The organism is Azospirillum sp. TSH64, assembly GCF_003116035.1.
In the GTDB taxonomy this organism is placed as follows: domain Bacteria; phylum Pseudomonadota; class Alphaproteobacteria; order Azospirillales; family Azospirillaceae; genus Azospirillum.
Map to the genome: position 1 here is coordinate 7,070,903 of NZ_LGQW01000015.1, position 26,456 is coordinate 7,097,358.

The following is a 26,456-nucleotide window of genomic DNA, read 5'->3' on the forward strand; positions in this document are numbered from 1 at the left end:
CACCTCTTCCTTGGCGTTTTCGTTGAAATTGTCCGGCGGTGCCGGGTGTCGGTGGTGTCGGTGGTGTCGGCCGGTGTTCGTCAGCCGGTGTTCGCGACCGGGCCGATGGCTGAGCCCTGCCGCCCGACAGGGGCGGGAAACAGGTGCCGCATCTGCCGCAGGGTGTCGGCGACCCGTTCCTCATCCTCGGTGGAGCGGTTGGCGGAACCGGCGACGAGGTTGCGGGCCACGCGCTCCATCGCGCCGGCACCGGCGCCGAACTCCATTCCGCCGGCACCGGCGCCGAACAGGGATTGCAGGGCGTCGGGGCCGAATTCGCACAGCAGGACCGCCGTGCGGCAGCGCACGGTGCTGCCATGGGCTTCGCCGCGCAGGATGGCGGGATCGAACAGGTCGCCGGGGCGCAGCGTCGCCGGCAGCGGATCGCGGACCGACCGGCGCCCGGCATCTGCCGACAACAGCCCCTCCAGCACGAGATAGAGCGAGGTCCCGGCCTCTCCCGCCTGGATCGCCACCTGACCGGCCGGCAGTTCCCGCATCGCCGCGTGGGAGGCCAGCAGGCGCAGCGGCGCATCCCCCACCCCGCGGAAGAGGGCGGTGGCGCGCAGCAGGGCAGTCAAGGCCGCCGTATCGGGGCCGGCGCCCCCCGCCTGCCGGAGCGTGCCGTCCGCAGCGGATGGGCCGTCCGCCAGGACGGTCGCGGTCTCCAGCCCGGCGAAGGCGAGATGGGTCAGCACCGTCTGCAGGATCGTCGGCGATGCGTTGCCCAGATGACGCCATTCCGCCTTGTAGAAGATGGCGTACTCGACGCCTTCCAGCCGGATCGCCTTGACCTCGACCCAGGGGACCGGCGTGTCGGGGCCGGCAAGTCCGGTCATCGCCTCCAGCGCCGCCGCCTGGAGGATGCGGGTGGCGCGGGCGAGCGGGACGCGCGCGTCGAGAGTCAGGGTCACGAAGCGGAAGCTGTTGGCCTCCGGCTGGCTGAAGTTGGTGATGGTGAAGGCGCTGAACTTGCTGTTGGGGAAGATCACCAGATCGCCCATGAAATCGCGCACGCGGGTGGTGCGCCAGCTGATCTCCAGCACCTGGCCGCTGATCTTGCTGTCGCCCGACCGGTGGATCTGGATGTATTCGCCGATGCGGATCGCCCGGTCGATGTTGAGCGCGATGCCGGCGAACACGTCCTGCAGCAACTCGCGCAGGGCCATGCCGAGCACGAGGCCGGCGACGCCGGACGCCGCCCACAGCACCGTCAGATCCTGTTCGAACACGATGCCGGCGCAGGCGGACACGGCGATGCCGAAGATCACCAGACCGGAAATCTGGCTCAGCAGCTTCGGTACCGGCGACCCGGTGGCGGACGCGACGATGCCGTCGAAGATCACATACTGGACGATCCGCTGCACCAGCACGGCCAGCGACAGGAAGGCGGCAACGCCGAGCACGTATTTCAGCACGCGGCGCGTGCTGTCCATCGCGGCCAGCCCGAACCCCTGGAAGCTGTCGCCGCCGAGATAGAAGCCGAACAGCACCACCAGCGTGATGACGAACGGCGCGGTCAGTTTGCCGGCCGCACGGCGCAACCCTTCCTTCATGGCGTTCCCGTTGCCTCCTCTCCGGTGCGGCTGTGGTCAGGCGGTGCGGATGCGGGCGGTTTCCGCCTTCAGGCGCTGCGCCATGTCGGTCAGCGCGGCCATGGTCGCGGAGATCTCCTCCGCAGCGCCGGCCGTTGCCTGCCCGGTCATGGAGAGCTGCTCGACCCGGTCCTTCAGCAGGCTGGCCATGGCGTTCTGCTCGTCGATGGCGGCGGCGATGGACTGGGCGGTGGAGCCGCTGTCGCGCGACGCCTCGACGATGCGTCCGATCGCGTCCGCCGCTTCGCCGGCGGCCCGCACACCGGTTTCCACCCCCGCCGACGCCTCGCGCACCAGCGTGCCGATGTCGCGGGTGGCGGCGGTGACGTCCTCGGCCAGCGACGAGATCTTGGCGGCGATCAGGCCGAAGCCGCGGCCGCTCTCGCCCGCCCGGACCGCTTCCAGCCCGGCGTTGAGCGCCAGCACATAGGTCTTGTCGGCGATCCCGGCGATCAGCGCGCTGATCCGTTCGATCCCCGCCGTCCGTTCGGCGATGCCGTCGACCGCCCGGCTGAGCGAGATCAGCGTCCGCTGCCCGTCCTCGGCAAGGTCGGCTGTGCCGCGCGCCAGGGTGCTGCCGCGTTCGGCGTTGCGGGCGATCTCGCCGATGGCGCCGGCGGTCTGCTCGATGGCGCCCGACACGTCGGCCAGCGTCATCATCTGGCCGGCCGCCTGGCGCGACACGTCGATGGCCGCCGCCGCCGTCTCGGTCGCCGACGTGGCGACCTGCTCTGTCGAGCCGTTCACCGCGCGCAGCACGGCGGCGAGCTGCTCGACCGCGCTGTTCAGGTTGTTCTTGATGGCGGCGAAGTCGCCCTGGTGCGCGCCGTCGACGGTCCGGGTCACATCGCCCTGGGCCAGTGCCCCGGCGAAGCCCGAGATCTCGTCGAGCAGCAGGGCCAGCGCGTCGATGCTGCGGTTGACGTTGCCTTTCAGCGCCCGCAGGTCGCCGTCATAGGAACCGGTCATGCGGCCGCGGATGTCGCCGGAGGACAGCCGCGCCATCACCGACGCCACCTCGAACAGCGGGGTGGTCAGCACCTCCACCAGCTCATTGGCGCCGCGCACCAGAACGGCGAATTCACCGGCATGGCGTTCCGGCTCCACCCGCACCGACAAAGCACCGCCGCGGGCCGCCTCGATCAGGTCGCGCAGGTCGCCGGCCACCGCCTTCAGCGTCGCGGCGATGCCGGCGGTGGCGCGCAGCATATGGCCGATCTCGTCCCGGCGGCCGTCGTCGGTGACGGTGACGGTCAGATCGCCCCGCGCCATGCGGTCGATCACATCGCGGGCCTGGCCGAGCGGCACGGTGATCGAGCGGATGATCGCCACCCCGAGCGCCACCCCGACCAGCACCGCACCGATCAGCAGCCCGATGGTCCGGTGGACCGTGAGGTCGTACAGGGCGTCGTTCTGCTGGTAAACCGACTTGGCGACCGTCAGCTGCAACTCGATCAGGGCCGACATCGCGTCGGACACCGGCTCGATTGCCGGATACAGCTCGTCGATGACGAAGCGGTCGAGCCGTTCGGAACGGCCGGCGGCGAGGATCCCGCGCAGCCGGTCGGCGGCGCGGTCGGCGTCGGCCATCAGCGGTTCGGCCTTCGCCACCAGCGCCTTTTCCTCGTCGACAAGATAGGTTGCCAGATAGGCGCGCCATTTCTCGCGAATGCCGGTGCGGGCGGCGTCGATGGCAGAAAGTGCTGTTTCTGTCGGCACATTTCCGTTGCGGGCCTTGTGCGCCATATCGACGATGTTGACCGCATAGAGGTCGGCGATCACCTTCAGATCGCGCAGCGGCACCACCCGGTCATTGTAAACCGTGTCGAGCGCGTCGTTTCCCATCTTCATGCCATGCAGGGCGATGAGGCCGATGATGGCGGTGAATCCATTGAGGACGACCACCAGGACCGCCAGTTTCTTGCCGATTTTCAGGTTCTTGAACATTGCGCCAGGGCACTCCTGCAGGGTCCGCTCACCAATTTGAAAGCCAGCCGGCGAATGACGCCCGCATGGCCGTCCGCACGACATCTCCGGGGTCCGCCCGCCACGGACGGCGGAAGGCGTCGGGCCGCACCAGACATTCGAGGACCGGCCTGTCGTTACCCAACTTTCCGGTCGCCGGACGGACCGCCCCGGCCAGCACGGCCATCGCATGCGGCAGCGGCGGCGGCGCATACCAGCCGAAGCCGCCATCCGTCGCTTCGATCCGTCCCGTCAGCAGGGCGATGGGGCGCTGGCCGTTGCGCTTCAGCACAACGCAGCCGGCCGGACCGGCCGTGCCGCCGAACGCCGCGTCGATGTCGAAGGCGGGGATCGATCCGACGCGGCGCGCCCGGTGGAGGTCGCCGGGGCTGGGCGTCCCCCTCACCTCCTGCACCATGGCGGCCGGTGCGGCCAGGATCACGGGACCCGCCGCCATGGCGACATGGGTATGGCCCGCCGAAGGCGCAGGCAGGGGCCGGACTGCCGTGCAGACCACGTCGCGCGCCGCCGGCCGGTCTATCGGCAGGAGCCCGCCCGCCCCCGGATGCACGACCTGGATCGGGCGGTTGCCCGCATCGTCCCGCCACCACAGGGAGATTTCGCCGTCGGCATCGACGGCGACCAGATCCCGGCGTGGCAGGCTGTGCAGACCGAACAGTTCGGCGACCGTCAGGGCGATGGTCCCGTCGGCCGTGCGCAGGCGCAATGCCCAGCTGTCATCTTCCGGCGACCCGCCCCCGATCCAGGAGGCAAGGGAGCGGGCCGGCAGCAGGTCGCCGTCCAGCATCACCATCTGACGGGGCACGCTGCCATGTGCGGTCAGAAAGCCATCCGGACGGCCGACGCTGTCGACCAGCGTCGCGGGGATGGCGACACGGTGTCCGCCACCGGCGACCAGCAGCACGTCCAGCTCTTCGGTCGCCCGGTCCATATGATCCGGTGCCGGTTGTGCCGGCTGCGGCCCGCAGGGGGCGAGCCCGTCGAGCAGAGCGTCCGGATCGATGGGCAGGGCCGGGCCGGGGGCCGGTTCCGCCATGTTCGCGTCGGCGGTCTTCACCTCCTCGACCCGCAGCGACAGCGGCCCTGCCGCGTGGTCCAGTTGCAGGCTCCATCGCCCGGCACCCGGTTGCCCGCCGTTCCGGACCCCCAGATCGATCTGCGCTGCGGCCACCCCGTGGCCGAAGACCACGCCTTCATAGCCGGGCGGAGCGAACGGCACCGGTGCGGCGGGGACCGCCAGATCGACGGCCGCCACCTGGCTTGCCGGCACTGCGACATGCCGCCCGGCGACGAGAACGGTCACCGTCGCCGTCCGGGCGACCGGCGGCAGCGCCGTCGGGCCGGCAATCGGGAGCGGGGCGGTCATGATCGTCTCCACCGTTCCGTCAGGCAGCCGAGGCGACGGCGTAGCCGTTGACGCCGATGTATCCGGCGAAGGTCGCCAGACACAGCAACAGGTTGGCGATGCGGGCGAAGCGTGGAGCACGCTTGTGCGTCAACTGCATCAGGACGACGGCAAGCGCCGCCAGCAGGATGGAGGCGAAGGTCGTGCTGACGATCACATCGGCGAGCGTGAAGGTGGAGGCGGGCGGCAGATAGCCGTCCAGCGCGTATTTGTTGCCGACCGCCGCAAAGACCGCCGCGGCGCACAGGCCGATCCGCGATCCCGCCATCGAGTCGAAATCGAGGAAGAAGGTGAGCAGGGCCAGCAGGAACGCGACGCCGAAGCCGACGAACAGGCTGCACAGCAGGCGGATGCCCTGGCGCTTCACCGTGATGGTTGCCACCACCCGCGAATAGACGCTGTCCTCCGACAGGGTGGGGTCGCCGTAGGAGGTGTTGTAGGTCACGTCCTGGGCCGAGAGGTCGAAGCCCTCGATTGTCCAGCCCGGCACGGTTGCGGCCGGATCGATGCGGCTGTTCTTGCTGTCTGCGACGAAGCGGATGCGACCGGTGTCGGACTGGCCGTCCTCGACCATGATGACCAGTTTCTGCCGGTCGAACGGGAAGCGGGTGATTTCCCAATCCTCCGCCAGCACCGCGCCGTGCTTTTCCTGATGCCAGCGGATTCCCTTGCTGGTGTCGAGCGAGGCGAATTTCACGCTGTCCGACTTCGCGTTCGCGACTTCGACCGTCGCATGCGGATCGTAATCGGGGTTGTCGTGCAGGTACCAAAGCCAGAACGAGGCGTAGTAGGACCGCTTCGACATGTCGAAATCGAGCAACTGGGTCAGGTACATGCCCACCTTAACCTCCGTCGGCCCGTCCGGTCGTGCCGGTGCGGCGGCGGGCGGCGTTGTGCCATCGGAGGCCGGCGGCGGCGAGACGGTGCCGGGTGGGGTGGCTGTGCCGGCGGGGGCTGCTTCGGTTGCCGCCCAGGACGGCATGGCGAATTGGGCGAGGGCGACGATCAGCAGCACGGTCAGAATCGCACCGGCCAGTCCGTTCCGCCGGCCGCATGCCTGACCGCGTCTGCGGTCGCGGCATCGACCGTTCCGACCCGGTTCCGTCATTGTTGGGTCTGTCACAGCGCTTCCTCTCCCTCAGGACATCTTTTTCAGCGTGCGGGGAAATTTTTGAATGAGATCGCCGATAACAAATTGCGATCTGAATGAGATAATATTCAGTCGAAACGAAGGTATTCGGCGGTATTCATTCTTCTGCTGTAAAAATGCTTAAGTGATTAAATCACTATGGGGGGGAATTTTATTTATAAAGGAGAGGTTGAGTCAATTCGGACAACCCCTATCAGGCTTCCAATCTTCAGTTTTAAATAATATACAAAGCGCAATTTTTGAATTGATCGTTTTAAAAATGTGCAGAATCACAGGTTACTTCAAATAATGATGCGGGTATTTGCCGATACGGGCAACGGTCGTTGAGTATAGTTTTGTGAAGTATTTAGGAAAATTTCTATGGCTGATGGAGAGGTCTTTCAGGATTTGATCGACCTTGCCGCCTTGGAAAGCGGAGCAACCTGTCGGGAGGGAGGCGGAAGAGCGGTGGGACGGTTGCTCTTCGACGCGCGCAACCGCTTATTGGGCGGCGACCGCGTACGCCCGCTGCACGGAAAGTCCTTTGCGAGGACCTGGGCGGTCGTCTTCCGGGAAGGCCATCTCTGGCGACGAGCGGCCCCGGCCCGGTGGCGTCCGGTCGAGCGCGGGGGGAGCGGAAACCGGCCCCTTGGCGGGCGGTGTCTCGATCGGCTGGGCGCAGCGTTCCCGCCGTTGCTTCAAATAGGCCGTGCGGGTGGCATCGTAGTCCGGCAGGCGGATGTTCTTCGCTTCGATGTCGAATTGCCGGGTCGCGGTGATGTCCGCCACCACCTCGACCGATTCGGCGATGACGATGGTCTGCAAGCTGGCGCCGGTGCCGGCCGCCACCCCGGCGAAGGTCCAAAGCACGGCGTTCATCAGGACGATGTCGGCGATTGCGTCGCGACCGGTGCGCGGACCGATGAAGGGCAGGACCACATACCCCATCTCACCCACGCCGGAGCGGCACAGGCTGAGGCCGAGGTCGGTGTGGGTCGGGGTGAATCCCCATTGGCTCGCGGTGTCGTAATAGCCGAGAACGCCCACCGTGCTGTTGATGCCGAAGCGTTCCACCGACCGCCATGCGTTGCCGAACTCGCCGATCATCGTGCTGGTGACGGCGGTCAGCGGCTCGTTCACCAGGTTGGTGACGACGTTCTGAACGCTTCCGGCCGCCGGATCCGGCGGTGCGGCGGGCGCCCCGCCCCGCATCCAGCCGCCGACCGCATCGATGCCGTCGTAAAGATGCCGATTGAAATCGAAGACGGCGCGGCTGTAGCTGTCGAGCCAGCCACCTTGTTCAGCAGCATCCTTTGCCGGACCCGCCGGAGCCGCGGTGGCCGGCGCGGCGGTGCCCTGGGGCGACGCCGCCGTCGGGGGGCTGGCGCAGGCGGCCGAAGCGGTCCAGAGCGACGCGGCGATCACCGAGCCGAGCAGGCGAGACACGAGAAGGTCGCAACTCATCCAGCCATACCTTGCCAGCCATATTTTGCCAGTTGGACCCTGACGCCCGGAGCGTGAAACCACCGCCCGAGCATGGGCCCCGCACGGATCCCGATGCAGTCCTGTCAGGATTTCGGAGACATCCGCCCGGCCGCCGTCACCACCATCTCGGCGATGCGGTCGACCGCCTGGTTCGCCGCGATCCGCGCCCGTGCATCCTCCATCCAGGCCCGGGCCGGAGAGGTGGAGCCGAGGTCGATGGCGCTCAACTGCGCCATGGCGGCCGGCAGATTGCCTTCGGCCAGCAGCGCCTGGGCCTGTTCGGCAATCGTCACCGGCCGGATCGCCTCCGGTTCGACCGCGACCGGCGTCCAGCCGGTGACGTTGGACAGCCATTTGATCGGCGTCGGCCGGGGGTCGGTGCGGCCCGCAGCCTCGGTGACCGCCGCGAAATCCTGCCGGAGCTGGCTTTCCACCGGAATGCCGTTTGCGGCATAGGCCTCCACCGCGGCCAGCAGCGGCTCCAACTCCTCCATCTTGCCACCCAGGGCACGGACTGCCTTCAGCTCCGCATCGAAGGGAACCGGCCGGCGCAAGGTCGCGCGCAGCTGCAGAAGCGCCACCATCCGGAGCCTGGCATCGGCGTTGGCAAGCACCGCATTGGCCGACATGCCCTGTTCGGTCGTCCTGACCAGTGTCGCCGACAGATCGCTGACCTTGCGGTCCAGCTCCGCGACGGACCGGGCGAGGCGGCCGGTTTCGACCTCCTGCCGCGCCTGCCATTCCAGTCCGGCCGGCTGAAGCCGGAGAAGCCGGTAGAGCGGCGGCGACCAGTAGGGGGCCGACACCGTGGCGACGAGCGCTGCGACGGACAGGATCAGCGGCAGCGACGAGTTCCGCCCGTCCGAAGCCGGCGCCTTCAAGGGCGGCAGGTCGGGCGGGGGCGCCGGCGGAATCGCCTGGCCGGAGGATTGCCAGGGTTCCGGTTGGCTTCCCGCGGCCTTGGCATCCTGTGCCGCGGCCCGCTGTTCGATGTCCGCATCCGTGATCATGATCCGCTTCCCCGTTTCACGGCGTCCATTCACCGCAATGTTACCCCAAAAGAGTTCCCGCGCTATCGGGAAATATCCGAAGGGGAGATGTGTCAGAGTGTCAGAATTGAAATGACGGCGTGGACCAGCAGGGTCAGAGTCACCCCGACAATGATCGAACGCGCAATCGCTGCGTTTATTTCAAGAACCGATTCTTTCTTTCCACAGCCGATAACGATCGCTGCGCCGCCGGCAAGCAGTGAACTGAGCGCCACCTTCAAAAGAACCCAGACCATGCTGAAGGCGGGATGCAGGCCGTCGGGCAGCAGCTTGCGGAAGAAATGGCTGCGCCACAGCTCGAAGCTCTGCATCGGAAACTGGATATGCCAGGTCTGCATCGACGCCCAGCTCGCCATTCCCAGCGAGATGACCAGCAGGATCAGCGACCCGACCACCATGTTGATGAGGATGGCCGAAAAGATGTAGCCGCGCGCGGTGATGCGCAGGTTCTGCATGGCGCTGAACTGCGACGACAGGACCCTGTTGCCGATGTCGGCGGCGATGATGGCGTTGTTGCGCGCCACGAACAGGATGCTGCTGATCAGCGGAACCGCCACGGTGCCCTGGACCAGCCCCAGCCCGACCAGCGTCTCGTCGTGCAAAAGGGATTTCAGGTAGCCGCCGAAGGAGTTGTAGTGGAAGCCGAACCACATCGACACGAAGCCCATGATCAGGGCGCCGGCTCCCATATAGATCAGCATCAGCGGCGAGACGCACAGTTCCCAGAAATATTCGGCGAGATAGCGCAGGAACCAGTGGAAGCGGGAGCGGTGGCCGATCTCCTGCCGCCAGTCCCGACCCTTGCCGGCGCCCGGCAGAGTTCCGGCTTCGGCCAAGCCGGTTTCGTTGAGCCCGGCCTGTCCGCCATTGGGAAGGACGCTTTCGTCCAAGGCCAGCAGGGCCGCCTCGATGGCTTCGGCATCGCGCGGCACCTCGACCAGCCGGTGATTGCGCGTATCGAACAGCAGCACGCGGTCGGCCACCGGAAGCAGATCCTTGACATGGTGGGCGACCACCAGCGCCGGCTTGTTCATTGTCCGGCACAAGTCGCGGATCAGCTCGCCCAGCCGCCGCGCCATCGCGACGTCCAGACCCGAGTTCGGCTCGTCGAACAGCAGGACCGGCCGGTCGGCCAGCAGGGTGCGGGCGATGGCCAGGCGCTGCCGCTGCCCGCCGCTGCAGGAACTGACGGTCTGGGTCGGCTCGATGCCGTCCAGCAGGGCGGTGGCGTCGGCAATCAGCACGGAATCCGGCGGGTGCGCCGCATGGTCGGCGGCGATGCGCAGATTCTCGACGGCGCTCAGATCGTTGAACAGCGCATGGTCCTGGAAGACGATGCCGCCGACCGGACTGCGCTCCGTCGCCAGATCCATCGGCTGTCCGCCGCAATGCAGGTGCCCCGACACCCGCCATTCCCCGGGGCCGTTCTCCAGAAGGCCGCCGAGCAGCTTGACGATGGTGGATTTGCCGGACCCGCTCGGCCCGACCAGCAGCACGACCTCCGCGCGGTCGATGGCGAAGCTGGTGTGGCGCAGCAGCGGCTGGCCGTTCGGCCGGTCGATGGTCAAGCCATCGATGACGAGGGCATGGGATGTCTGGGTCATTGCGGCACGGCATGCAGGAGGATGCGGGGCGAGTAGCGGTCGAGCGTGAGGATGTCCTCGCGCTGCCGGGCGCTCATCATGACGATGAGCGGGCCGCCGCGGCCGGTCAGGAAGCCTTGGAAGGTGTGGGCGGCAAGCGCGTTGAGATCGGCGCCGGCCTGGACGCCGAACAGCAGGTCGGGAGCGAGCCGGGCCAGATCGCCGGCCGGGCCGGAAACCGGCTTCAGATAGGCGCCCAGCCGGGGATCGTTCACCATCCGGCCGGCGACGTCGCGCAGGCGCTGCTGATGGGCCAGCGCATCGACGACATTTCCGGCGAAGGTCTTCAGGAAGGCCTTCGCCTGCCAGCTGTCGGCAAGCTGCCGTGCCGCGCGGTTGACCAGCCCGGCCTCCCGCGCTTCGCGCAGGATGGCGTCGACGGCCTGATCGACGGGGCCGAGATCCCAGGACTGGCTGCGGAACGGGTCGAGCGCCATGCCGACATTGGCACCGATCAGGTTCCACACCAGCGGCTCGACCTGCTTCATCGCGATGGCCTTCAGGTCGCGGCCGACGGTGTCGTGCAGCATCGGTTCGGCGCTGCGCAGGAACTCCTCGTAGGTGGCGCGGGTCGACGGAGCCCGCCAGGCCTCCTCGATCGCCATCCGGCCGATCTCCTGCAGGGCGTCGCGGTATTCCCCGGTGAATTCCGGGGATTCGAGGATGCCGTCCATGGCGGTGCGCAGCCCGCGCCCCACCTCCTCGATGCCGCGCCACAGCCGGGCCCGCTCCTCGTCGGTGGCGAGCAGCCAGAGGACGCGGAACTCGGTGTTGAACAACAGGGCCTCGCTGCCGTGGATCAGCCGCGGGTCGGACGGATCGAACAGCGTGATGTCGACCCGCCCGTCCGGCCGCAGCAGGCCGGTGCCGCTGCGCATGGTCGCGTGGTCGGGCTGCATCAGGAAGACCGGCACCGGAATGGGCGTTGCGGCAGGCGCCGCAGCGGAGGCCGCCGGCGTTCCGTCCATCGGTGCGGCGAGCTGATAGCTGACGGTGGCGGCGGCATGGCGGGTCGGCAGCGTCGCCCAGCCCGCCGACAGGAAGAGGGCGCCGAGAGCCAGGCTTGCGGCGACGGCGGCGGGCTTGCCGAAAAGGGCGTTCACGGGCGTCATCTCAGCCGATCCATCGCGATGCGTCATTCCGGCACAGGGAGCGGGATGGGGAAACGGTGCGGCAATTGCGGGATCTTCCCGACATTGACCGGGCAAGGGGGGCGGCGTACGGTTTCCGGACGGGAAAAACCGAAAATTTGTGCAGAGCCGCCGCCATGATGACGACAGCGGGTTTCATCGTCCGGATCATCTTCGCGGTCCTGCTGGTCTTCGGCATCTACAACCCGTCCGGCTATTCCTATTACGACTGGCTCGTCGGCGATCAGGGGCACTGGACGGTCAAGCTGTTCGGCGCGTCGGTGCTGGCCTTCCTGTTGTTCATCCATGCGCAGGCCACGTGGCGTTCGATGAAGCTGATCGGCATTTTGCTGGTGCTTTCGGTCGTGTCGTCGTTCGGCTGGGTCCTGTGGGATTTCGGCGTGATCGATCTGGCCGATCCCACCACCCGTTCGCTTGGCCTGCTTGGCACCGTCGCCATCGTGCTGGGGGCCGGGCAATCCTGGTCGCTCGTGCGCTATCGCCTGAGCGGTCAGGTCGATTCGCAGAACCTGATCGCCTGACCGGCCGGATGACGCCATGAAGAGCTTCGGCTATCTGATCCGCACCGTAACCTGCTTCCTCCTGCTGTTCGCCACCTGGAACCCGACCGGCTATTCCTATGCCGCCTGGCTCGGCACCGACGACGGCAGCCGCCTGTCGGTGAAGATCGCCGTCGGCCTGCTGCTCCTCGCCCTCTATGCCGCCTATCTGCGGATCGCCTGGGTCGCGCTGCGCCTGCCGGGGGTCCTCACCGCGGCGACGATCCTCTACAGCGGCTATCTGTCGCTGCGGCACCTCGGCGTGCTCGCCGTCGATGCGCCGTTGTGGAGCAGCTATCTGGCGCTGGTGCTGGCGGGGCTGGTGCTGGCGTCCGGTGTGTGCTGGTCGCATTTCAAACGCCGAATTTCCGGCCAGTCGCACGTCCTGACCCCTCCGCCCTGACCCGTTTCCGCCGGGGGTTTCCGGTCTCGCCGCTGACCGGCGCGCCCAGGGGCAGCATCGATTTGGGCGCGCGGAAATGGCGCTGCTTCTGGAACAGGCCCAGCGTATTGTAGCGGTACTCCTGCATGACCAGCACCGCGACCGCCAGGGCCCAGAAATTCAGGCGGTTGAGCAGCCAGAGGCCGAGAAGCATGGCGTAGAGCGTCGCGACCGACGCAAGCGCCGCCAGCGTCAGATCCATCGCCAGGGTCAGCAGGGCCACGCGCCAATAGGTCCGGTAGAAGCCCCAGGCCCCCCGCCCGGCCAGCAGGGCAAAGGCGAAACCGACGACCAGGGTCAGGTTGAGGCGGTCGTCCCGCTCGGCCAGCCACGCCGCCAGCCGGTCCGGAGCGTCGGCCAGCGTGTCGAGGACCAGGGCCTCGAACGCCGGAGGATCGAGGGCCCAAGGACCGTCGACGCCGAACAGCAGATCGGCATTCAGGCCGCCGCCCGGAAGCGGCGTGGTCAGGATGAAGCAGATGCCGATCAGGAACCCGCACAGTTCGACGATGCCGGCGCGGCCGGCACCGTACGCATGCCAATGCCGCGCGGTGTCGAACAGCGCCCGGTAGAGGATCAGCGGTGCCGCGATCAGAAGTGTCCCGATGAGGATGACGGTTCCCGACGCGAACAGCTCTAGGATATCCATGGGCGTCGCTCCCCGTCGCGGGCCTCGGCCTTGCTGGTGTCAGGGCAGGTGTCAGGTTTCGATCTTGCGGTACCAGCGCTTGGTCGGGATCAGCCCGGCCCGCTTCGGCTGCCATCCGTTGTCGGTCATGATGCGCTTGATGTGGCGCCGCGCCTCTTCCTCGCTGATGCTGTCGTTGGAGAAATCGCGCAGGATCGATGCAGTCTGGTTGAACTGCTTCTTGCCGATCTTTCCCTTCTTCCCGGCGTGCTTGTCCAGCACCTGCCGGATCCGACGATCGGTTTCGCTTTCGAAAACGAGATCGTAATCGTCGGCAACGCAACGCATGACACCGCGTGCTTCCTCCAGCGTCAGGCCGCAACGGACAACCCCATCCTCCAGGATCCGCCGCTCGGTGTCGCGTTCGATATACTTGCTTGAAATCCCATTCAGCTTGACCAGATCGGCGAATTTACGGCGGCAATCCTCGACTGCTTCGGTCATTTGAAATCCAACCCATTGCGTTGCCAAGTCTACATCGCACCCTGCGAACGAACAGCGCGTCCGCCTGTCCCCACGGTCCCATCCGGCCTTCCCGCCATGCGCAGAGAGCGCATCGAGCGGCAATTTTTGCGTACCTCTTCAGGAAAGCGCGTGCAACATAGTCTCACCGTCTGATTCTTTCCACAATAGACACGCTATATCCATCGGGAACACTCCTACTGGTTTCAGCCGCGCCTTGACTGGAAAAAGGGTTGGTTTATGTTATCCCTGCCAATAACAAATTACCGAATCGGAGAAATGTTTAGATTCCAGACTTTTTGATTTGTTTCAAAGAAAGGTTGTGGCATTCATTAAGACTCTAACACTTAAAGATGAGAAGGCAGGCATAATCGGAGATTTCCCGGACTTGACCGCGCGCACCGCGCGTAAGGCTTGATCCTTGCCGGGCCGTCGGGCCTACTGGACCTGCGTAGATCGCCGTCGTCCGGCGCCTGAGCGCCGCCTTCCTGCCGCCTTCCCGCCGAAGTGGAGTCCTGGGGTTGCCCTACCGATGCGCTTGATCGCCATTCTCCTGTTTTTGGCGGCATTGCTTGCCGGAGGATTGGCGGTGCCATCGCTGACGTCGCGATCCGCGATTCGGGAAACCGCCGGCACGGTCCGCATCGCCTATGCCGGAAACCTGTCGGAAGGCGGCCAGGACATCGTAAAAGCGTTGGGGCTTCTGGCGGACGGCATCAACGCCGCCGGCGGAATCGACGGGTTGCAGCTTCAGTTCGTGCCGTTCGACGATCACGGCGTTTCCCCCAGCGCCCGCAAGGTCGCGGCGGAGATCGTGGAGGACGACAGCATCCTGGCGGTGATCGGCCACGACAGCTCCGCCACCTCCCTTGCGGCCGCCCCGATCTATGCCGCCGCCGGCATTCCCGCCCTGTCACCGATGGCAAGCGAGACCAGCCTGACGCGGAACAATGCGTGGTATTTCCGCATCGGGCATTCGGACGAGCGGGAGGCCGCCTTCATGGCCGATTACGTCCGGCTGGGATTGCTTGCCGATTCTGTGGCGCTGCTGCGCACGCCGCAGACGGTCACGGAGCGGCTCGCGGGCCCCCTGCGCGACGTCATGCCGCAGCGTGGTGTCGGGTTGCGGCTGGATGCGGCGATCAGTCCGGCGGCGAGCGGCTTCGCCCGCGACATCGCCGATTTCGTCGGCACTCTGCGCGGGCTGCCTCCCGAGACCGTCGTCGTCCTTCTGGCGACGGAGGAACCGGCGGTCATGCTGATCCAGGCGCTGCGCGACGCGGGTGTGACCAATCGCATTCTCGGTCCCAACTGGCTGGGAGCGCCCTCATTCGGCAAGCAGCTGTCGCGTCTGCCGCGCGAATCGTCCCATCCCGGCCTCTACACCGGCAAGCTCTTCGTCATCAGCTCCTTCCTGCCGGACATCGCCAACCAGCAGGCGAACCGCCTGCTCGCGGCTTACGATGCGCGGTTCGGGCCGCTCGGCAACTGGGCGGCGCTCTACGCCTACGACGCCGGGCAGCTTCTGATCGCCGCCGTGCGGCGGGCGGGCCTGGCGGGCAGCTGGAGCACGCGCGCATCGGCGCGGCGCATGGTGCGCGACCAGCTCGCCGCCATCCGTTCGGTGCTGCATGCCGTGCCCGGCGTCACCGGGCCGCTGTATTTCGGCGAGGACGGAACGCCGGAACGGGCGCTCGGCATCGGCCAGTTCACCACCGGCGCCGGGCCGGAGGACGGGCTGACCACGGCGCTGACCCAGCTGCGCTATGCGGCCGATGCGGACGGAAACGGCAACCGCGGCGCGATGAGGCCGCTGTCGGTGGTTCATGTCGGCATGTCGGTCAGCCGCATCTCCGACATCGATCCCGTCAACCGTTCGGCGCGGATCGAGTTCGACCTGTGGTTCCGCTACCGCAACGTTCCCGGCAGTCCGCCGCCGGAAGCGGTCACCGACATCCAGTTCCTCGACACCGTGGAGCCGGTGATCCTGGGCGTTCCCGTCGAACAGGTGCGCAATGGCGACGAGGACTACCGGCTCTACCATGTCACCGGCCGTTTCCTGATGGATGCGTGGCAGGACGCCCGTCCGCCGCTGGGCGGACATCGGGTCGGCCTGCGGTTCCGCAGCCGCGACCTCAATCATGAGCGGATGATCTTCGCCGCCGACGAAGGCGACGGCTCCGCCCACCGCGACCTCGCGCGTGTGCTCGCCGGGCGCAAGGTGGCCGGGGCCGGCTGGGCGGTGACGGACGCGGTTCTCACCGCCGACATCCCGGCGGCGGTGCCCGGAGCCCAGCTCCGGCCCGAGGAGCGGCGCGCCGGGCGCGATGCCCCGACGGTCCGCTTTGAATTGTCGATCGAACCGCAGGATCGCGGGTTGCGCCGGCAGATCGGCGGGCTTCCGGCGCTCATCGGGGTGTGGGGCGCCTGTCTGCTGCTGCTGGCCTTGCGCGGGGCCGAGGCATGGCAGTCCGACCGCCGCTTCCCCCGCCTGTTCCTGCTGGCCGAGTCGGCGGCGACCGGGGTCGGCCTGCTTGCCGCCGAATCGGCACTGATCGACGGCTTCGCGCGGATCGATGCCGAACGGGCGATGGCCGCCACCGTCACCGTGTTCGACGTGGCATGGTGGCTTGTCCCCGCCCTGTTCATCAATCTGGCCCTTCACCGCTTCGCCTGGGACCCGCTGGAGGCGTCCAGCGAGCGGGCGATCCCGCAGGTGGTCAAGAGCACGGTGTCGCTGCTGATCCTGATCCTGGCGGTCTTCGGCGTGATCGCGCAGGTCTTCCAGAAGGACCTGACCAGCCTGCTCGCCACCTCCGGCGTGCTGGCGATGATCATCGGCCTGTCGCTGCAAAGCAACCTGTCCAACATCTTCTCCGGCATGGTGCTGAACCTGGAGCGGCCGTTCCGCCGCGGCGACTGGATCAAGGTGGGGGACGCGCCCATCGGTCAGGTGATCGACATCTCCTGGCGTTCGACCAAGATCCAAACCTTCAACAACACGGTGGTCAGCATTCCGAATGCGGTCGCGGCGGGGACGCGGATCGAAAACTGCTCGCACCCCAACAACCGCTTCATCGCCCAGATGCTGCTGCATGTGACGCTGGGCCACGATCCCGACCGGATCGTCAACCTGCTGACCGACGCGCTGCGGCTGGTGAAGAGCGTCGACGGGCGCAAGCATCTCGGCCTGGTCTGGGTGAAGTTCAACGGCATCGACGAATTCGGGATGCGCTTCCTGGTTTCGTTCGACCTGACGGACCGCTCGCTGCTGCAATCGCAGGAACATGCGGTTCTGATCAGCATCCATTCCGTTTTCCGCCATGCCGGGGTGACGCTGGCGCAGCGCCACGCCAACATCCGGCTGGTGGAGGGAGGAACCGACGCGGCCGACGCCCATCCGGACGCGGCATCGCTGATTGCCGCCGCTCCCCTGTTCCAGCCGCTGGACAATCTGGCCCGCGAGCGGCTGGCTGCCGGCGCCCGGCCGCAGCGGGTCGCCATCGGCACGCCGCTGTACCGCCAGGGCGATGCCGGGCGGTCGCTGTTCCTGGTGGCGGAGGGCATCGTGGCGCTCAGCACCACCGGCCTGGACGGCACCGAGATCGAGCTGTCCCGGCTTGGACCGGGTGCCTTGTTTGGGGAGGGCGCCCTGCTGGACGGGGCCGCGAGGACGAGTTCGGCGCGGACCCTGGGCCCGGCGCTGCTGTACGAGATCGACGAGACGGTGCTGGCACAGGCGCTGGACGGCCAGCCGTCGCTGCGCGACCTGCTGGGCCGCATCGCATCCACCCGCTCGGCGGACGGGCACAACGGCGGCCGCCCGGACGAGGACGACCGTCAGCGCGGGCAGGGGACCGGCATGCTCGCCCGGCTGCGCGACGCCTTCGGCTTCAGCGATGTCAACGCGTGACGATGTGACCGAGAAGTCTATCCAGACCGCGTCCGCGCCCTGATGCGGTCGACGAGGCAGCCGGGAACCGGGGGGGCGAAGCGGACATGGCCGGCCGCGGCACCTTGCGGCCAGCCGATCCATCCCCGCGCCATCAGCTCCAGCTGACGCCGCAGGTCCATCAGCGCCACCATTTCCCCGCCATCGGGAATCTCGCCGTCGCCCGGCGTGATGCGGAACAGGGTATGGCGCAAGTGGCCGTCGAATTTGGGAGCGGCCCAGACCATGGCGAAGCCGCAGGCCAGCATGCTGCGCAGGCTGGGCGGATTGTCGGCGCGCACGGTGACGAAGCCGTAGTCATGCGGGGACTGAGGGAACAGCCGCCAGTCGACCGCCGCGACCAACCGCTGCTGCAACCGCTGCCCCCGGAAGGCGGGATCGACGATCACCGCGGTCCAGTGGACCACCGCGTCCAGCTCCTCCTCCACAAGCCCGAAGGGAAGGCCCATCGACTCGGGCTGCCGGCCGGGAAACAGCAGCGAGAAGAAGCCGACCAGCCGGTCGCTGGCCAACGCCCCCACCGTCAGGCCGCGGGGGCCGAGCATCTCGGCGATCTGGCCGCCGTTGACCGGATACATGCGGTCGCCGATAGCCGCATTCTGCAACGCGGCGATGGCCGGCGCCCAGCTGCCGTCGAGAACCGCCAGGCGCAGCGGACTGCCCTCTGTCCGTGCCTGTGCCGCCATCTCCCTCATGCCGTCTTGGCCATGAACGGGCGCCGGCGCAGGGCCAGGACGGACAGTCCCAGATGAAGCAGCAGCGCCGCCGCCAGCCCCAGGCCGATCAGCGTCGCGCCCGCCCCGCCGGCGACCGCGGCGGCACTGAACAGCATCGGGCCGATGACCTGACCGATCTTCCGGGCGTTCAGATGATAGGATTGCGGAACCGCGAGCCCATGGGTGCCCACGACAGGCAGCCGCTCGAGATAGCGCTGCTGTGCGGTCAGACCGAAACTGTCGCTGAGGCCGAGAAGCAGGATCGCCAGGAACGCCCCGACCAGGCTTCCGGTCAGCGCGAAGGTCGTCAGCCCCGCCGCCATGATGAGGCCGGAGGCGAGGACCGGCAGGCCGGGTGCGACGTTGCTCGACCGCATCAGGCGCGACAGCAGCGGACCGAGATAGACGATGCACAGGCCGTAGAGCAGGAAGGCCTGCCCGACCGTGGAGGCCGGCTGTCCCAACCCGCTGGCGAACAGGGGGAAATAATAGATCAGGAACATGCTGCAGGCGGAGGTCGGAACCGACACCAGCAGCAGGAAGGCGAGGAAGGAACCGTCGCTCCACACCCGCCGGGCGGGGGCCGTGTCGCCGTCCGGCTTCGCCACGGTGGGGGCGGCGGCAGCGATGGTGGCCGCTCCCTCCGGTTCGGGCGTCAGCAGCAGCAACTGCGCGATGCCCAGCGTCAGCACGACGGCGGCGATCAGGAAAACCGCGTGGGGGCCGATCGCGTCCGCCAGCAGGCTGCCGACGACCGCGCCGCAATTGACGCCGACATACATGCCGGAGAACAGGTCGGAATAGGCTCCCGTCGCCGGATCGATCCGGCGGATGCGGTCGATCAGGCGATACAGCCCCATCAGTGCCGTCATCGTTCCGGCACCCACCAGACCGCGCGCCACGATGAACAGGACCGGGTCGCCGGTCACCCCGGAGATCAGGGCGCCCAGCACGGCGACTGCCAGACCGGCGGCGGTCATCGTCCGCCAGGGCAGGCGCGCGCTGATCCGTCCCGCCAGCAGGATCGCCAGCGCGCCGCACAGCATCTCCACCGACACCGGAATCGCCGCTGCCTGGGGCGGAGCCAATCCGAACAGGCCGCGGTCGAATGTCTGCATGATGACGGGAACGAAGGAGGCCGACAGGAACATGCCGAAATAGAGCATGAAGGTGAGGAAGCGGAGGCCGGCCAGGGACCGGCCGGTCGCGGCGGCAGCAGCGACGCCCTCTACCACTGCCTCTGTCTCGGCTACCGTCTCCACCGTCGGCCGCATCCGCCGGCTGACGAAGGCATGCAGTTCATAGATGAACATCAGCGAGATGATCAGGATCGTCACGTTGTTGGCGACGACCTCCAGCATGTTGCGCTGGATGAAGTCGCTGTCGATGACGATGCGCAGGGTCGGCGTCAGGAAGTCCGCGTCGGTCGCCAGCGCCCGTCCTGTCACCAGATCCCCCTTGGCCGCCGGTTGGCCGAAGCCGAGCGAGCCCGACAGATCCGCCCCCTCGGGGACAGCCAGCGACATGCCCTTGAAGTGGGGAACGATGGCGACGATCTCGCGGAAGTAATAGTCGATGCCCGAGAAGGAGCGGTAGGTCGCCCCGCGCCCGATGACGGAGCCGATGTCGGTCGCCACGATGTTCTCGACGATCCCGGTGGTGTTCTCCACGGTGCGCAGGTAGGCGTCGCTGAAGGCGCCGTAGCCGGTCACGCCGACCGCGATCTGCACCAGCGCCGCCACCGTGAGCGCCGCCCGCCCGGAGCGGGGCCGTCCGAGCCCGCCGCGCCTGCGTTCCGGCAGCAGGGCAAGGCCGCCCAGCAGGAGGATCGCGACCCCACCCAGCGCGCCGACGAGGATCAGCGTGTGCCGTTCAAAGGCGCGGACGTAATCGTCGATCACCGAATCGCTGGCCGCGATCATCAGGGTGCCGATCCAGCGCCCATCGCTGGGATCGCGGATCGCCAGATACAGTTCGTACGACCGGTTGTCGGTATCGTGATAATTGAAGGAGGTGTTGCGCTTGAATTCCTCCGCTGACCGGCGCTGTTCATAGCCGGTCAGCCGGTCGCCGACGCGATCCTTGAAGCCGTAGGTGCCGATGGCGTAGGCGACCTGTCCGCTCGGCAGTGCCACCGCGACCCCGTCCGCCTGCGGCAGATAGGTCCTCAACTGGTTGAGCGCCCGCTCCATGCCGAAGAAATTGTCGATGGTCTTGCCGTACTTCACCGCATATTCGATGCTGGTGACCACCTTTCGGCCGGCAACGCTGAAGGTGGAGAACAGCGCATCGCCGCAATCCCGCCGGAAGGTGCCGAGATTGACGCCGGCGCTGAAGACCAGCGCCGCCACGATCAGCAGCACGGATGGCAGGAAGGTCGCCAGGAAACGGCCGGTCTTGAGTTGCACGGTGCGGGTCCTCTCGGCTGATGGCGGGCCGCTCAAGGCATGGCGCCGAGGCTGGTGTAGATGTTGTCGGCGGCCAGCAGCGCCGACATCGCCGGGCGGTAGCCCATCCGGTTCGCAACCGCCAGGTTCCAGGCGATGGTCGGGGTGTCGAAATAGATCTGGCGCATCTCCGCCAGCCTCTCGCCATTGGCCAGCCGGGCGATCACCGACGCGCCGAACTGGCCGATTCCGTCGAAATCGCTGCGGGCGACGCTCATCAGGGCGCCCTGCGCCACCTCCTCCGGTCCAAGCTGCGAGAAGGTTGGGATGCCGCGCTCCTGGAAGATGCCGACCAGGGCCGGAAAGCGTTCCAGGCTCCAGCGGCCGAAGGTGATGTACATCGCGTCGACCTGCCGGGAGAGGTCGCCCCAGGCCGCGGCGAGATCGGCGTAATAGCGCTCCTGATCGTCGGACCCGACGGGGGCCTGGACATGGCGCGCCACTAGCTCGAACCCCAGCTGTCCCGCCATCGCCTCGATGTCGGCGATGGAGGCGATGGCACGGCCGGCCGGGCTGTTCTCGTAGGCGATCCCCAGCCGGCGGAAGCCGAAGCTCTCGTGGAAGATGCGGATCTGGCGGTGATAGCGCTCGGGATCGACATGGGCCCAGACATGATTGCGGCCGGAGCGCTCCGCGGCGGTGACGATGCCGGCGGCGACCGCATTGGTCGTGGAGAACACCAGCGTCGGAACGGCGTGGCGGTCCAGCGCCAGCTTCCGCCCGGCGATGGTGCCCATGACGATCATCAGGTCGATGTCGCTGCCGCTTTCCAGCCGCTGGAGGATCGGTTCCGCCGACACCTGATCCAGCCCGCCGTACCAGCCGTCGGGGACGAAGCGGATGCGCGGCCCCAGATCGCGCGCCGACAGCCAGCGCCACAGCGCCTCGCTGTCGCTCTGGCCGGCGTCATAGGGCATCCGTGCCGCTCCGTTCAGCCAGGACAGGGCGTCCAGCCCCTTCACGATGCTGGCCAGGGTGCCCGCATAATTGCCGTAGGGCATCGTTTCGGCATAGCCGATGCGCCAGTGCCGCCCGTCGGTCAGCTTCGGCAGCAATGCGTTGTCGGTCGCGCGGCCTGCATGCGCGCCACGCGGAAGAAGGGCGCTCATCACCGCTGTGCCGGCACCGGCGATCACTTGGCGCCGGTTTGGCATCTGTCCGCATCGGCTCATTCCACGCCCCCCACCGGTTCCCCAACCTCGCCGGCGAAGCGGCGCGCCACGCGCGGCCCCAGCATCAGAACGGCCGACGGGCGGATGCCGTTGGCCTTGCCGATGTCCTCCACCGTGATCGTCTCGATGCCCTGCGCCCCGACGAACACCGCCTCGTCGCCCAGTGCGGCGTCCGGGATGTCGGTGACATCCGCCAGGACCTTGCCCATGAAGGCTTCGCCGATCAGCGGAGCCCGCCGCCCGCGGATCAGCACGGCGCTGTCGCGGAAGCGCAGCAGATAGGGGAGGTCGGCATAGCCCACCGGGATCATCGCGGCCCGTCCTCCGGTTCCGGCCGGCCCCCCACGTCGTCCATCGCTCCGTCGCCGGGCGGCCGGGCCGTATCCGATGTCGTCGCCCGGCTCCAGCCGGCAGAGATGCGCGACGCGGGAGACCAGCTCCATCACCGGCCGGAACGGGAAGGGCGCGCCGCCGGCCTCGACCATGCGGATGCCGTAGAGCACGGCACCCAGCCGGACCATGTCGAAGCGGGCGTCGGGGGCGTTGAACAGGCCGGGGCTGGTGACGGCATGGACGAGCGGCGGCCTCGGCAAGTCGGCCGGCAGCCGGTCGATCAGAGTGCGGAAGCCCGCGACCTCCCGCCCGATCTGGGCGGTATCGTCCCGGTAGGGACCGATCATGTGGGTGAACAACCCCTCCACCCGCAGATTGGCAAGGCTGCGCAACGCGCGCAGGAGGGAGACCACCGCGTCCCCGTCCGCGCCCAGCCCGGCGCAGTCGGATCTGGCCCTGACATGAATGTCCGCCGGGCGTCCGGCCCGGCGGGCGGCGGCTTGCAGCGCTTCGGCCGCTTCGACATCGCTGACGGTCGCCGTCAGGCCGAACCCGATCATGGCGGACGCGTCGCCGGGGCAAAGCGGGTTCATCACCAGGATCGGCGATGCGACCCCCGCCTGCCGCAGCTCGATTCCCTCATCCGGGCTGTCGACGGCGAAACCGTCGATGCCTGCACGTTCGAGCGCCCGGGACACGGCAAGGGCGCCATGACCATAGGCGTTGGCCTTGACCACGCCCAGGATGCGGGCGCCACGGTCCAGCATCGATCTGGCCATCGCGAGATTGGACGTCAGCCGGTCGATATGAAGGACGGTGTGGCAGCCTGCGACATCAACGGTCATGACGACCGGCCCGTAGCGCTGTTTTCGGTTGCTTGCATCGTCTCCGCTCTGGAAATCCGACCGGAACCCGCGGGCCCCGGACCAACCACACTCAATCGCTCGCCATCAATGGGCCGCTGCCGGGATGATCCCGGCGTCGGCCGGGCCATGGGCTCCGGCCGGGTCGGGGCCGTGTCCCGTTCCATGGTCGGCACCATGGCCTGCCCCATGCCCACCGCCATGGCCGCCTCCGAAGATCGAGGCGATCGGGCTGGAATGTCCGCCGCCGTGATCCCCGCCATGGTCGTTGCTGACGCCGAGCAGGCCGTAGATCACCAGCAGCAGGACGCTGGTGCTGTGGCCGCCGCCATGGTCGTCATCGTGGCTTTCGCCATGGCCCTTGCCCTTGCTGCGGTGCGCCGACGCATGCTTGACCTCGGCATGGACCGGCACCGCATGGCGGACCTGACGGCCGCCATGCCCACCCGCCGCCACGGCCGGAGCCGCCGCGACCAGGAGGGCCATCGCCGCGATGGCGGCGGCAATGGTTGTGGAGTGTGCGTTCCGCCTCATGCTTCGGCCCCCCTCCATCAGGTCGTCAATTCATGCTGGCGGTGGCCGGCACGTTCTGGACGGTGCCGATCAGGTTTTCGGTGTAGACGACCTCCTTGGGCGCCAGCTTCAGCGCCTTGGCGGTCATCCGCTCCGCCTCCTCGCGGCGTCCCTGGGCGCTCAGCACCTCCGCCCAGCTCGAATAGACGTCGGAGAAATTCTGATCGGCCCGGCTGGCCTCGTCGAACTTGGCATAGGCCTCGTCGATCCGGCCGGTCAGGGCCAGGGTGAAGCCCCATTCGCTCAGCGCCGCCGCCTTCACCGCCGGGCTCTGCGCCACGTTGGGGTGCTGCACCACCGCGGTGAAGTTCCGCACCGCCGACTCGTATTCGCCGAGCCGGGCATTGACGACGCCCAGGTTCAGGCGCGGCGACAGGAAGTTCGGGTCGAGATGCACCGCCTCCTCGAACTGGTGGATGGCGCCGTGGCGGTCGTTCTGCTGGTACAGAACCATGCCCCACAGATTGTGCAGCCAGGGGGCGTAGCGCGAGTCGTGCCCTTCCAGCTCCCGGCGCAGGATTTCCAGGGTCGGGGTGAAGTCGCGCGACAGCCGGTCGCGCTTGAACTGGTAGGCGGCCAGAATGTAGGGGTTCACCACGCGCATCGCCTCATAGGCGGCGCCGTGGATCAGGCCCTTCATGTCGTCGACCGAGCCGTTGCGCGAGATCCGCGTCTTGTTGTGGTGGCTGTCGTAGCTGCGCAGGATGAATTCGACCTGCTGGTCGTGGCGCACGATTTCCCCGGAGAAGGTGAAGGGGATCATGTGCGCCGATTCCTGCACCACGCGGATCAGCGGGGTGACGCCGAGATATTCGCCCAGCACCGAGGTGGCGCTCTGGTCGGCATGCAGTTCGACCTGACGGGCTTCGGCCTTGGTGAAGGCCTGCCGCTCGATCTCCTGCATGTCGTCGGCCAGCTTGGTGATCACCACCGCCGGCGTCAGCCCGGTTTCCTGGGAGATCGAGTCGGGCACGTCGACATAGTCGAAATGGATGGTCTGGGTATCGGTGAACACGGCGAAGCCGAAGGCCATCGCCAGTGTCACCAGCGGAATGGTGAGAAGGCCGAAATCCATGTGTTTCCCCCTGTCGCTTTGCTTTCGCTGTGCCGTCTGTCTGCTGTCAGGCTGCCGTGGTCGCCGTGGCGGCGGTCACGAGGCGGCCTTTTCGGCGAAGGACAGGAAGCGGCTGGGATGGACGTCGCGCACGTTGTAGACCCAGCCCTTGATCTGCTGGCTGACCAGCGATTTGGTGGAGAAGTGGTAGATCGGGATGACCGGGTCGTCGTCGATCATCGCCTTCTCGGCCTGGCCGAGCAGGGAGGAACGCTGGGCCGCATCCTCGCTGGCCGCCGCCTTGGCGAGCAGATCGTCATACTTGCGGCTGCGGTATCCGGGATCGTTGCGCGGCGGCAGGGCGGTGGACATCATCAGGTTCAGGAAGACGGTGGGGTCGGCGTAATCGCCGATCCAGGCGGCGCGGACGATCTGGAAATCGCGCCGCGCGCGGCGCTTCAGGTAATCGGTGCGTTCGACGCTGACCGGCTTGACCTGGATGCCCTTGCCGAAGGCGTCCTGCCACATGGAAATGACGGCGTCGGCGATGACGCGGTTGTTTTCCGACTGGTTGTAGAGGATCTCGACCGCCAGCGGCTGCATCGGGCTGAAGCCCGCGGCCGAGAACAGGCGGCGCGCCTCGCGCAGGCGGTTGTCCATCGGCTCGGCGATGAAGTCGGCGGTCTGGCGGCGATAGTTGGGGACGATCGGCGGCACCAGCCCATAGGCGGGCGTCTCGCCGGCGCGGGTGACCTTGTCGACGATGTTCTCGCGGTTGACCGCAAGCGACAGCGCGCGGCGCAGGTCGCGGTTGCTCTTGAACGGCTCGACCGTGAGGTTGAAGGCGTAATAGTAGGTGGCCAGGAAGGGCCTGTTCCAGAACACCTTCGGTTCGGTCAGAGAGATCCACTTCACCCGGTCCTGCGGCACCTCGTAGGTGAGGTGGAGGGTGCCGGCCTTGAAGCGGTCTACCTCCTCGGCGGAGTCGTCGATGGGGAAGAAGTTGACCTTGTCGATCGAGACGCCGCTGCGGCCGTGGAAATTGGCGTTCCTGCCCAGGCCGATCTGCTGGCGGGCCCGCCATTCCTCAAGCACATAGGCGCCGTTGGTCACCATCTTGCCGGGATCGGTCCAGCGCTCGCGCTGCGACTCGACGGTGCCGCGATGCACCGGCAGGGCGCTGTTGTCGGCGGCGATCAGGTCGAGGAAATAGGGAGTGGCCGCTTCCAGCGCGATGGTCACGGTGCGCGGGTTCGGCGCCGCGACGCCCAGCGTGTCGGCCGGCTTGGTGCCGTCGATGACGGCGGCGGCACCCTTGATGACGCGCATGTTGGAGGAGGGCTGGATGCCGTCCTTGGGCGTCAGGGCGCGGCGCAGGCTGTAGACGAAATCCTCGGCCGTCACCGCGTCGCCGTTGGACCAGCGGGCGTCGGCACGGAGCTGGAAGCTGTAGAGCTTGCCGTCCTCCGACACCTGCCAGCTTTCGGCGACGCCCGGCAGGATGCGGCCGTCAGGGCCATACACCACCAGCCCCTCGAACAGGTCGCGCAGGATGTTCGATTCAATGCGTCCGTCCGTGCGGTGCGGGTCCAGCGTCGACGGCTCGCCACCGTTGCCGCGGTTCAGCACCGTTGCCGCCTGCGCCGCCGTCCCGGCGAAAAGCGCAAGCCCGGCGGCAACCATCACCGCCGATACCTTTTTCTTTAGCTCTGTCACCGGTAGCCTCGCAGTCT

At 67.5% G+C, this 26,456-nt stretch carries 20 protein-coding genes; 3 read left to right on the forward strand and 17 right to left on the reverse strand.

Annotated features, from left to right (window positions below):
• Positions 1-80 precede the first annotated feature (80 nt).
• From TSH64_RS33140 to TSH64_RS33175, 8 genes are all read right to left on the reverse strand, one after another.
• On the reverse strand, positions 81-1,595 hold the full coding sequence (locus TSH64_RS33140; RefSeq protein WP_109451586.1) for a mechanosensitive ion channel family protein: 1,515 nt from the start codon (positions 1,593-1,595) through the stop codon (positions 81-83).
• A 36-nt stretch (positions 1,596-1,631) separates the two neighbouring features.
• On the reverse strand, positions 1,632-3,581 hold the full coding sequence (locus tag TSH64_RS33145) for an MCP four helix bundle domain-containing protein (RefSeq protein ID WP_109451588.1): 1,950 nt from the start codon (positions 3,579-3,581) through the stop codon (positions 1,632-1,634).
• A 28-nt stretch (positions 3,582-3,609) separates the two neighbouring features.
• Positions 3,610-4,986 carry a chemotaxis protein CheW gene (locus TSH64_RS33150; protein ID WP_109451591.1) on the reverse strand — a complete coding sequence of 459 codons (1,377 nt, stop codon included), beginning with the start codon at positions 4,984-4,986 and terminating at the stop codon, positions 3,610-3,612.
• Between the two features lie 19 nt (positions 4,987-5,005).
• Positions 5,006-6,040 carry a hypothetical protein gene (locus TSH64_RS33155; protein ID WP_247873293.1) on the reverse strand — a complete coding sequence of 345 codons (1,035 nt, stop codon included), beginning with the start codon at positions 6,038-6,040 and terminating at the stop codon, positions 5,006-5,008.
• 615 nt (positions 6,041-6,655) lie between these two features.
• On the reverse strand, positions 6,656-7,618 hold the full coding sequence (locus tag TSH64_RS33160) for an MlaA family lipoprotein (RefSeq protein WP_109451593.1): 963 nt from the start codon (positions 7,616-7,618) through the stop codon (positions 6,656-6,658).
• A gap of 104 nt (positions 7,619-7,722) precedes the next feature.
• Positions 7,723-8,649, reverse strand: a complete 927-nt coding sequence (locus TSH64_RS33165) for an MICOS complex subunit MIC60 (RefSeq protein ID WP_247873294.1) — start codon at positions 8,647-8,649, stop codon at positions 7,723-7,725.
• 92 nt (positions 8,650-8,741) lie between these two features.
• A complete protein-coding gene (locus TSH64_RS33170) occupies positions 8,742-10,292 on the reverse strand; it encodes an ATP-binding cassette domain-containing protein (RefSeq protein WP_109451596.1) in 1,551 nt (516 codons plus the stop codon).
• On the reverse strand, positions 10,289-11,443 hold the full coding sequence (locus tag TSH64_RS33175) for a hypothetical protein (RefSeq protein WP_109451598.1): 1,155 nt from the start codon (positions 11,441-11,443) through the stop codon (positions 10,289-10,291). Before TSH64_RS33175 ends, TSH64_RS33170 begins: the two co-directional genes overlap by 4 nt.
• Positions 11,444-11,598: 155 nt before the next feature.
• Here TSH64_RS33175 and TSH64_RS33180 point away from each other — a divergent pair, with 155 nt between their 5' ends.
• Complete coding sequence (locus TSH64_RS33180) at positions 11,599-12,003, forward strand: DUF6524 family protein (RefSeq protein WP_109451600.1); 405 nt, start codon at positions 11,599-11,601, stop codon at positions 12,001-12,003.
• A gap of 16 nt (positions 12,004-12,019) precedes the next feature.
• Positions 12,020-12,424, forward strand: a complete 405-nt coding sequence (locus tag TSH64_RS33185; protein WP_109451602.1) for a DUF6524 family protein — start codon at positions 12,020-12,022, stop codon at positions 12,422-12,424.
• Here the strand turns inward: TSH64_RS33185 and TSH64_RS33190 are convergent.
• Together TSH64_RS33190 and TSH64_RS33195 are read right to left on the reverse strand one after the other, a co-directional pair.
• Entirely contained in the window at positions 12,375-13,112 is a 738-nt protein-coding gene (locus TSH64_RS33190; protein WP_109451604.1) for a hypothetical protein, read from the reverse strand. The genes TSH64_RS33185 and TSH64_RS33190 overlap by 50 nt on opposite strands.
• A 51-nt stretch (positions 13,113-13,163) precedes the next feature.
• The gene (locus TSH64_RS33195; RefSeq protein ID WP_247873295.1) at positions 13,164-13,718 is read right to left on the reverse strand and encodes a hypothetical protein; all 555 of its coding nucleotides are present in this window, start codon (positions 13,716-13,718) and stop codon (positions 13,164-13,166) included.
• Between the two features lie 484 nt (positions 13,719-14,202).
• On the opposite strand from TSH64_RS33195, the gene TSH64_RS33200 reads away from it, so the two are divergent.
• A complete protein-coding gene (locus TSH64_RS33200; protein ID WP_247873296.1) occupies positions 14,203-17,526 on the forward strand; it encodes an ABC transporter substrate-binding protein in 3,324 nt (1,107 codons plus the stop codon).
• Positions 17,527-17,543: 17 nt separating this feature from the next.
• Here the strand turns inward: TSH64_RS33200 and TSH64_RS33205 are convergent, their stop codons facing one another.
• The 7 genes from TSH64_RS33205 to TSH64_RS33235 all read right to left on the reverse strand — a co-directional run bounded on the left by TSH64_RS33205 (position 17,544) and on the right by TSH64_RS33235 (position 26,406).
• Complete coding sequence (locus tag TSH64_RS33205; protein ID WP_199237727.1) at positions 17,544-18,251, reverse strand: N-acetyltransferase; 708 nt, start codon at positions 18,249-18,251, stop codon at positions 17,544-17,546.
• A gap of 5 nt (positions 18,252-18,256) precedes the next feature.
• Positions 18,257-20,689, reverse strand: coding sequence for an MFS transporter (locus tag TSH64_RS33210; RefSeq protein WP_247873297.1), 2,433 nt, complete (start codon positions 20,687-20,689; stop codon positions 18,257-18,259).
• A gap of 32 nt (positions 20,690-20,721) precedes the next feature.
• Positions 20,722-21,837 (reverse strand): ABC transporter substrate binding protein, encoded by a 1,116-nt coding sequence (locus tag TSH64_RS33215; RefSeq protein WP_247873298.1) that lies wholly within the window; start codon positions 21,835-21,837, stop codon positions 20,722-20,724.
• Positions 21,838-21,896: 59 nt separating this feature from the next.
• Entirely contained in the window at positions 21,897-23,078 is a 1,182-nt protein-coding gene (alr, locus tag TSH64_RS33220; protein ID WP_109451612.1) for an alanine racemase, read from the reverse strand.
• A 105-nt stretch (positions 23,079-23,183) separates the two neighbouring features.
• Positions 23,184-23,630 (reverse strand): hypothetical protein, encoded by a 447-nt coding sequence (locus tag TSH64_RS33225; protein ID WP_247873299.1) that lies wholly within the window; start codon positions 23,628-23,630, stop codon positions 23,184-23,186.
• A 25-nt stretch (positions 23,631-23,655) separates the two neighbouring features.
• A complete protein-coding gene (locus TSH64_RS33230) occupies positions 23,656-24,744 on the reverse strand; it encodes a tetratricopeptide repeat-containing protein (RefSeq protein WP_109451616.1) in 1,089 nt (362 codons plus the stop codon).
• A 75-nt stretch (positions 24,745-24,819) separates the two neighbouring features.
• Positions 24,820-26,406: a peptide ABC transporter substrate-binding protein gene (locus TSH64_RS33235; protein WP_247873393.1), complete on the reverse strand. Its 1,587-nt coding sequence runs from the start codon at positions 26,404-26,406 to the stop codon at positions 24,820-24,822.
• Positions 26,407-26,456: the final 50 nt, after the last annotated feature.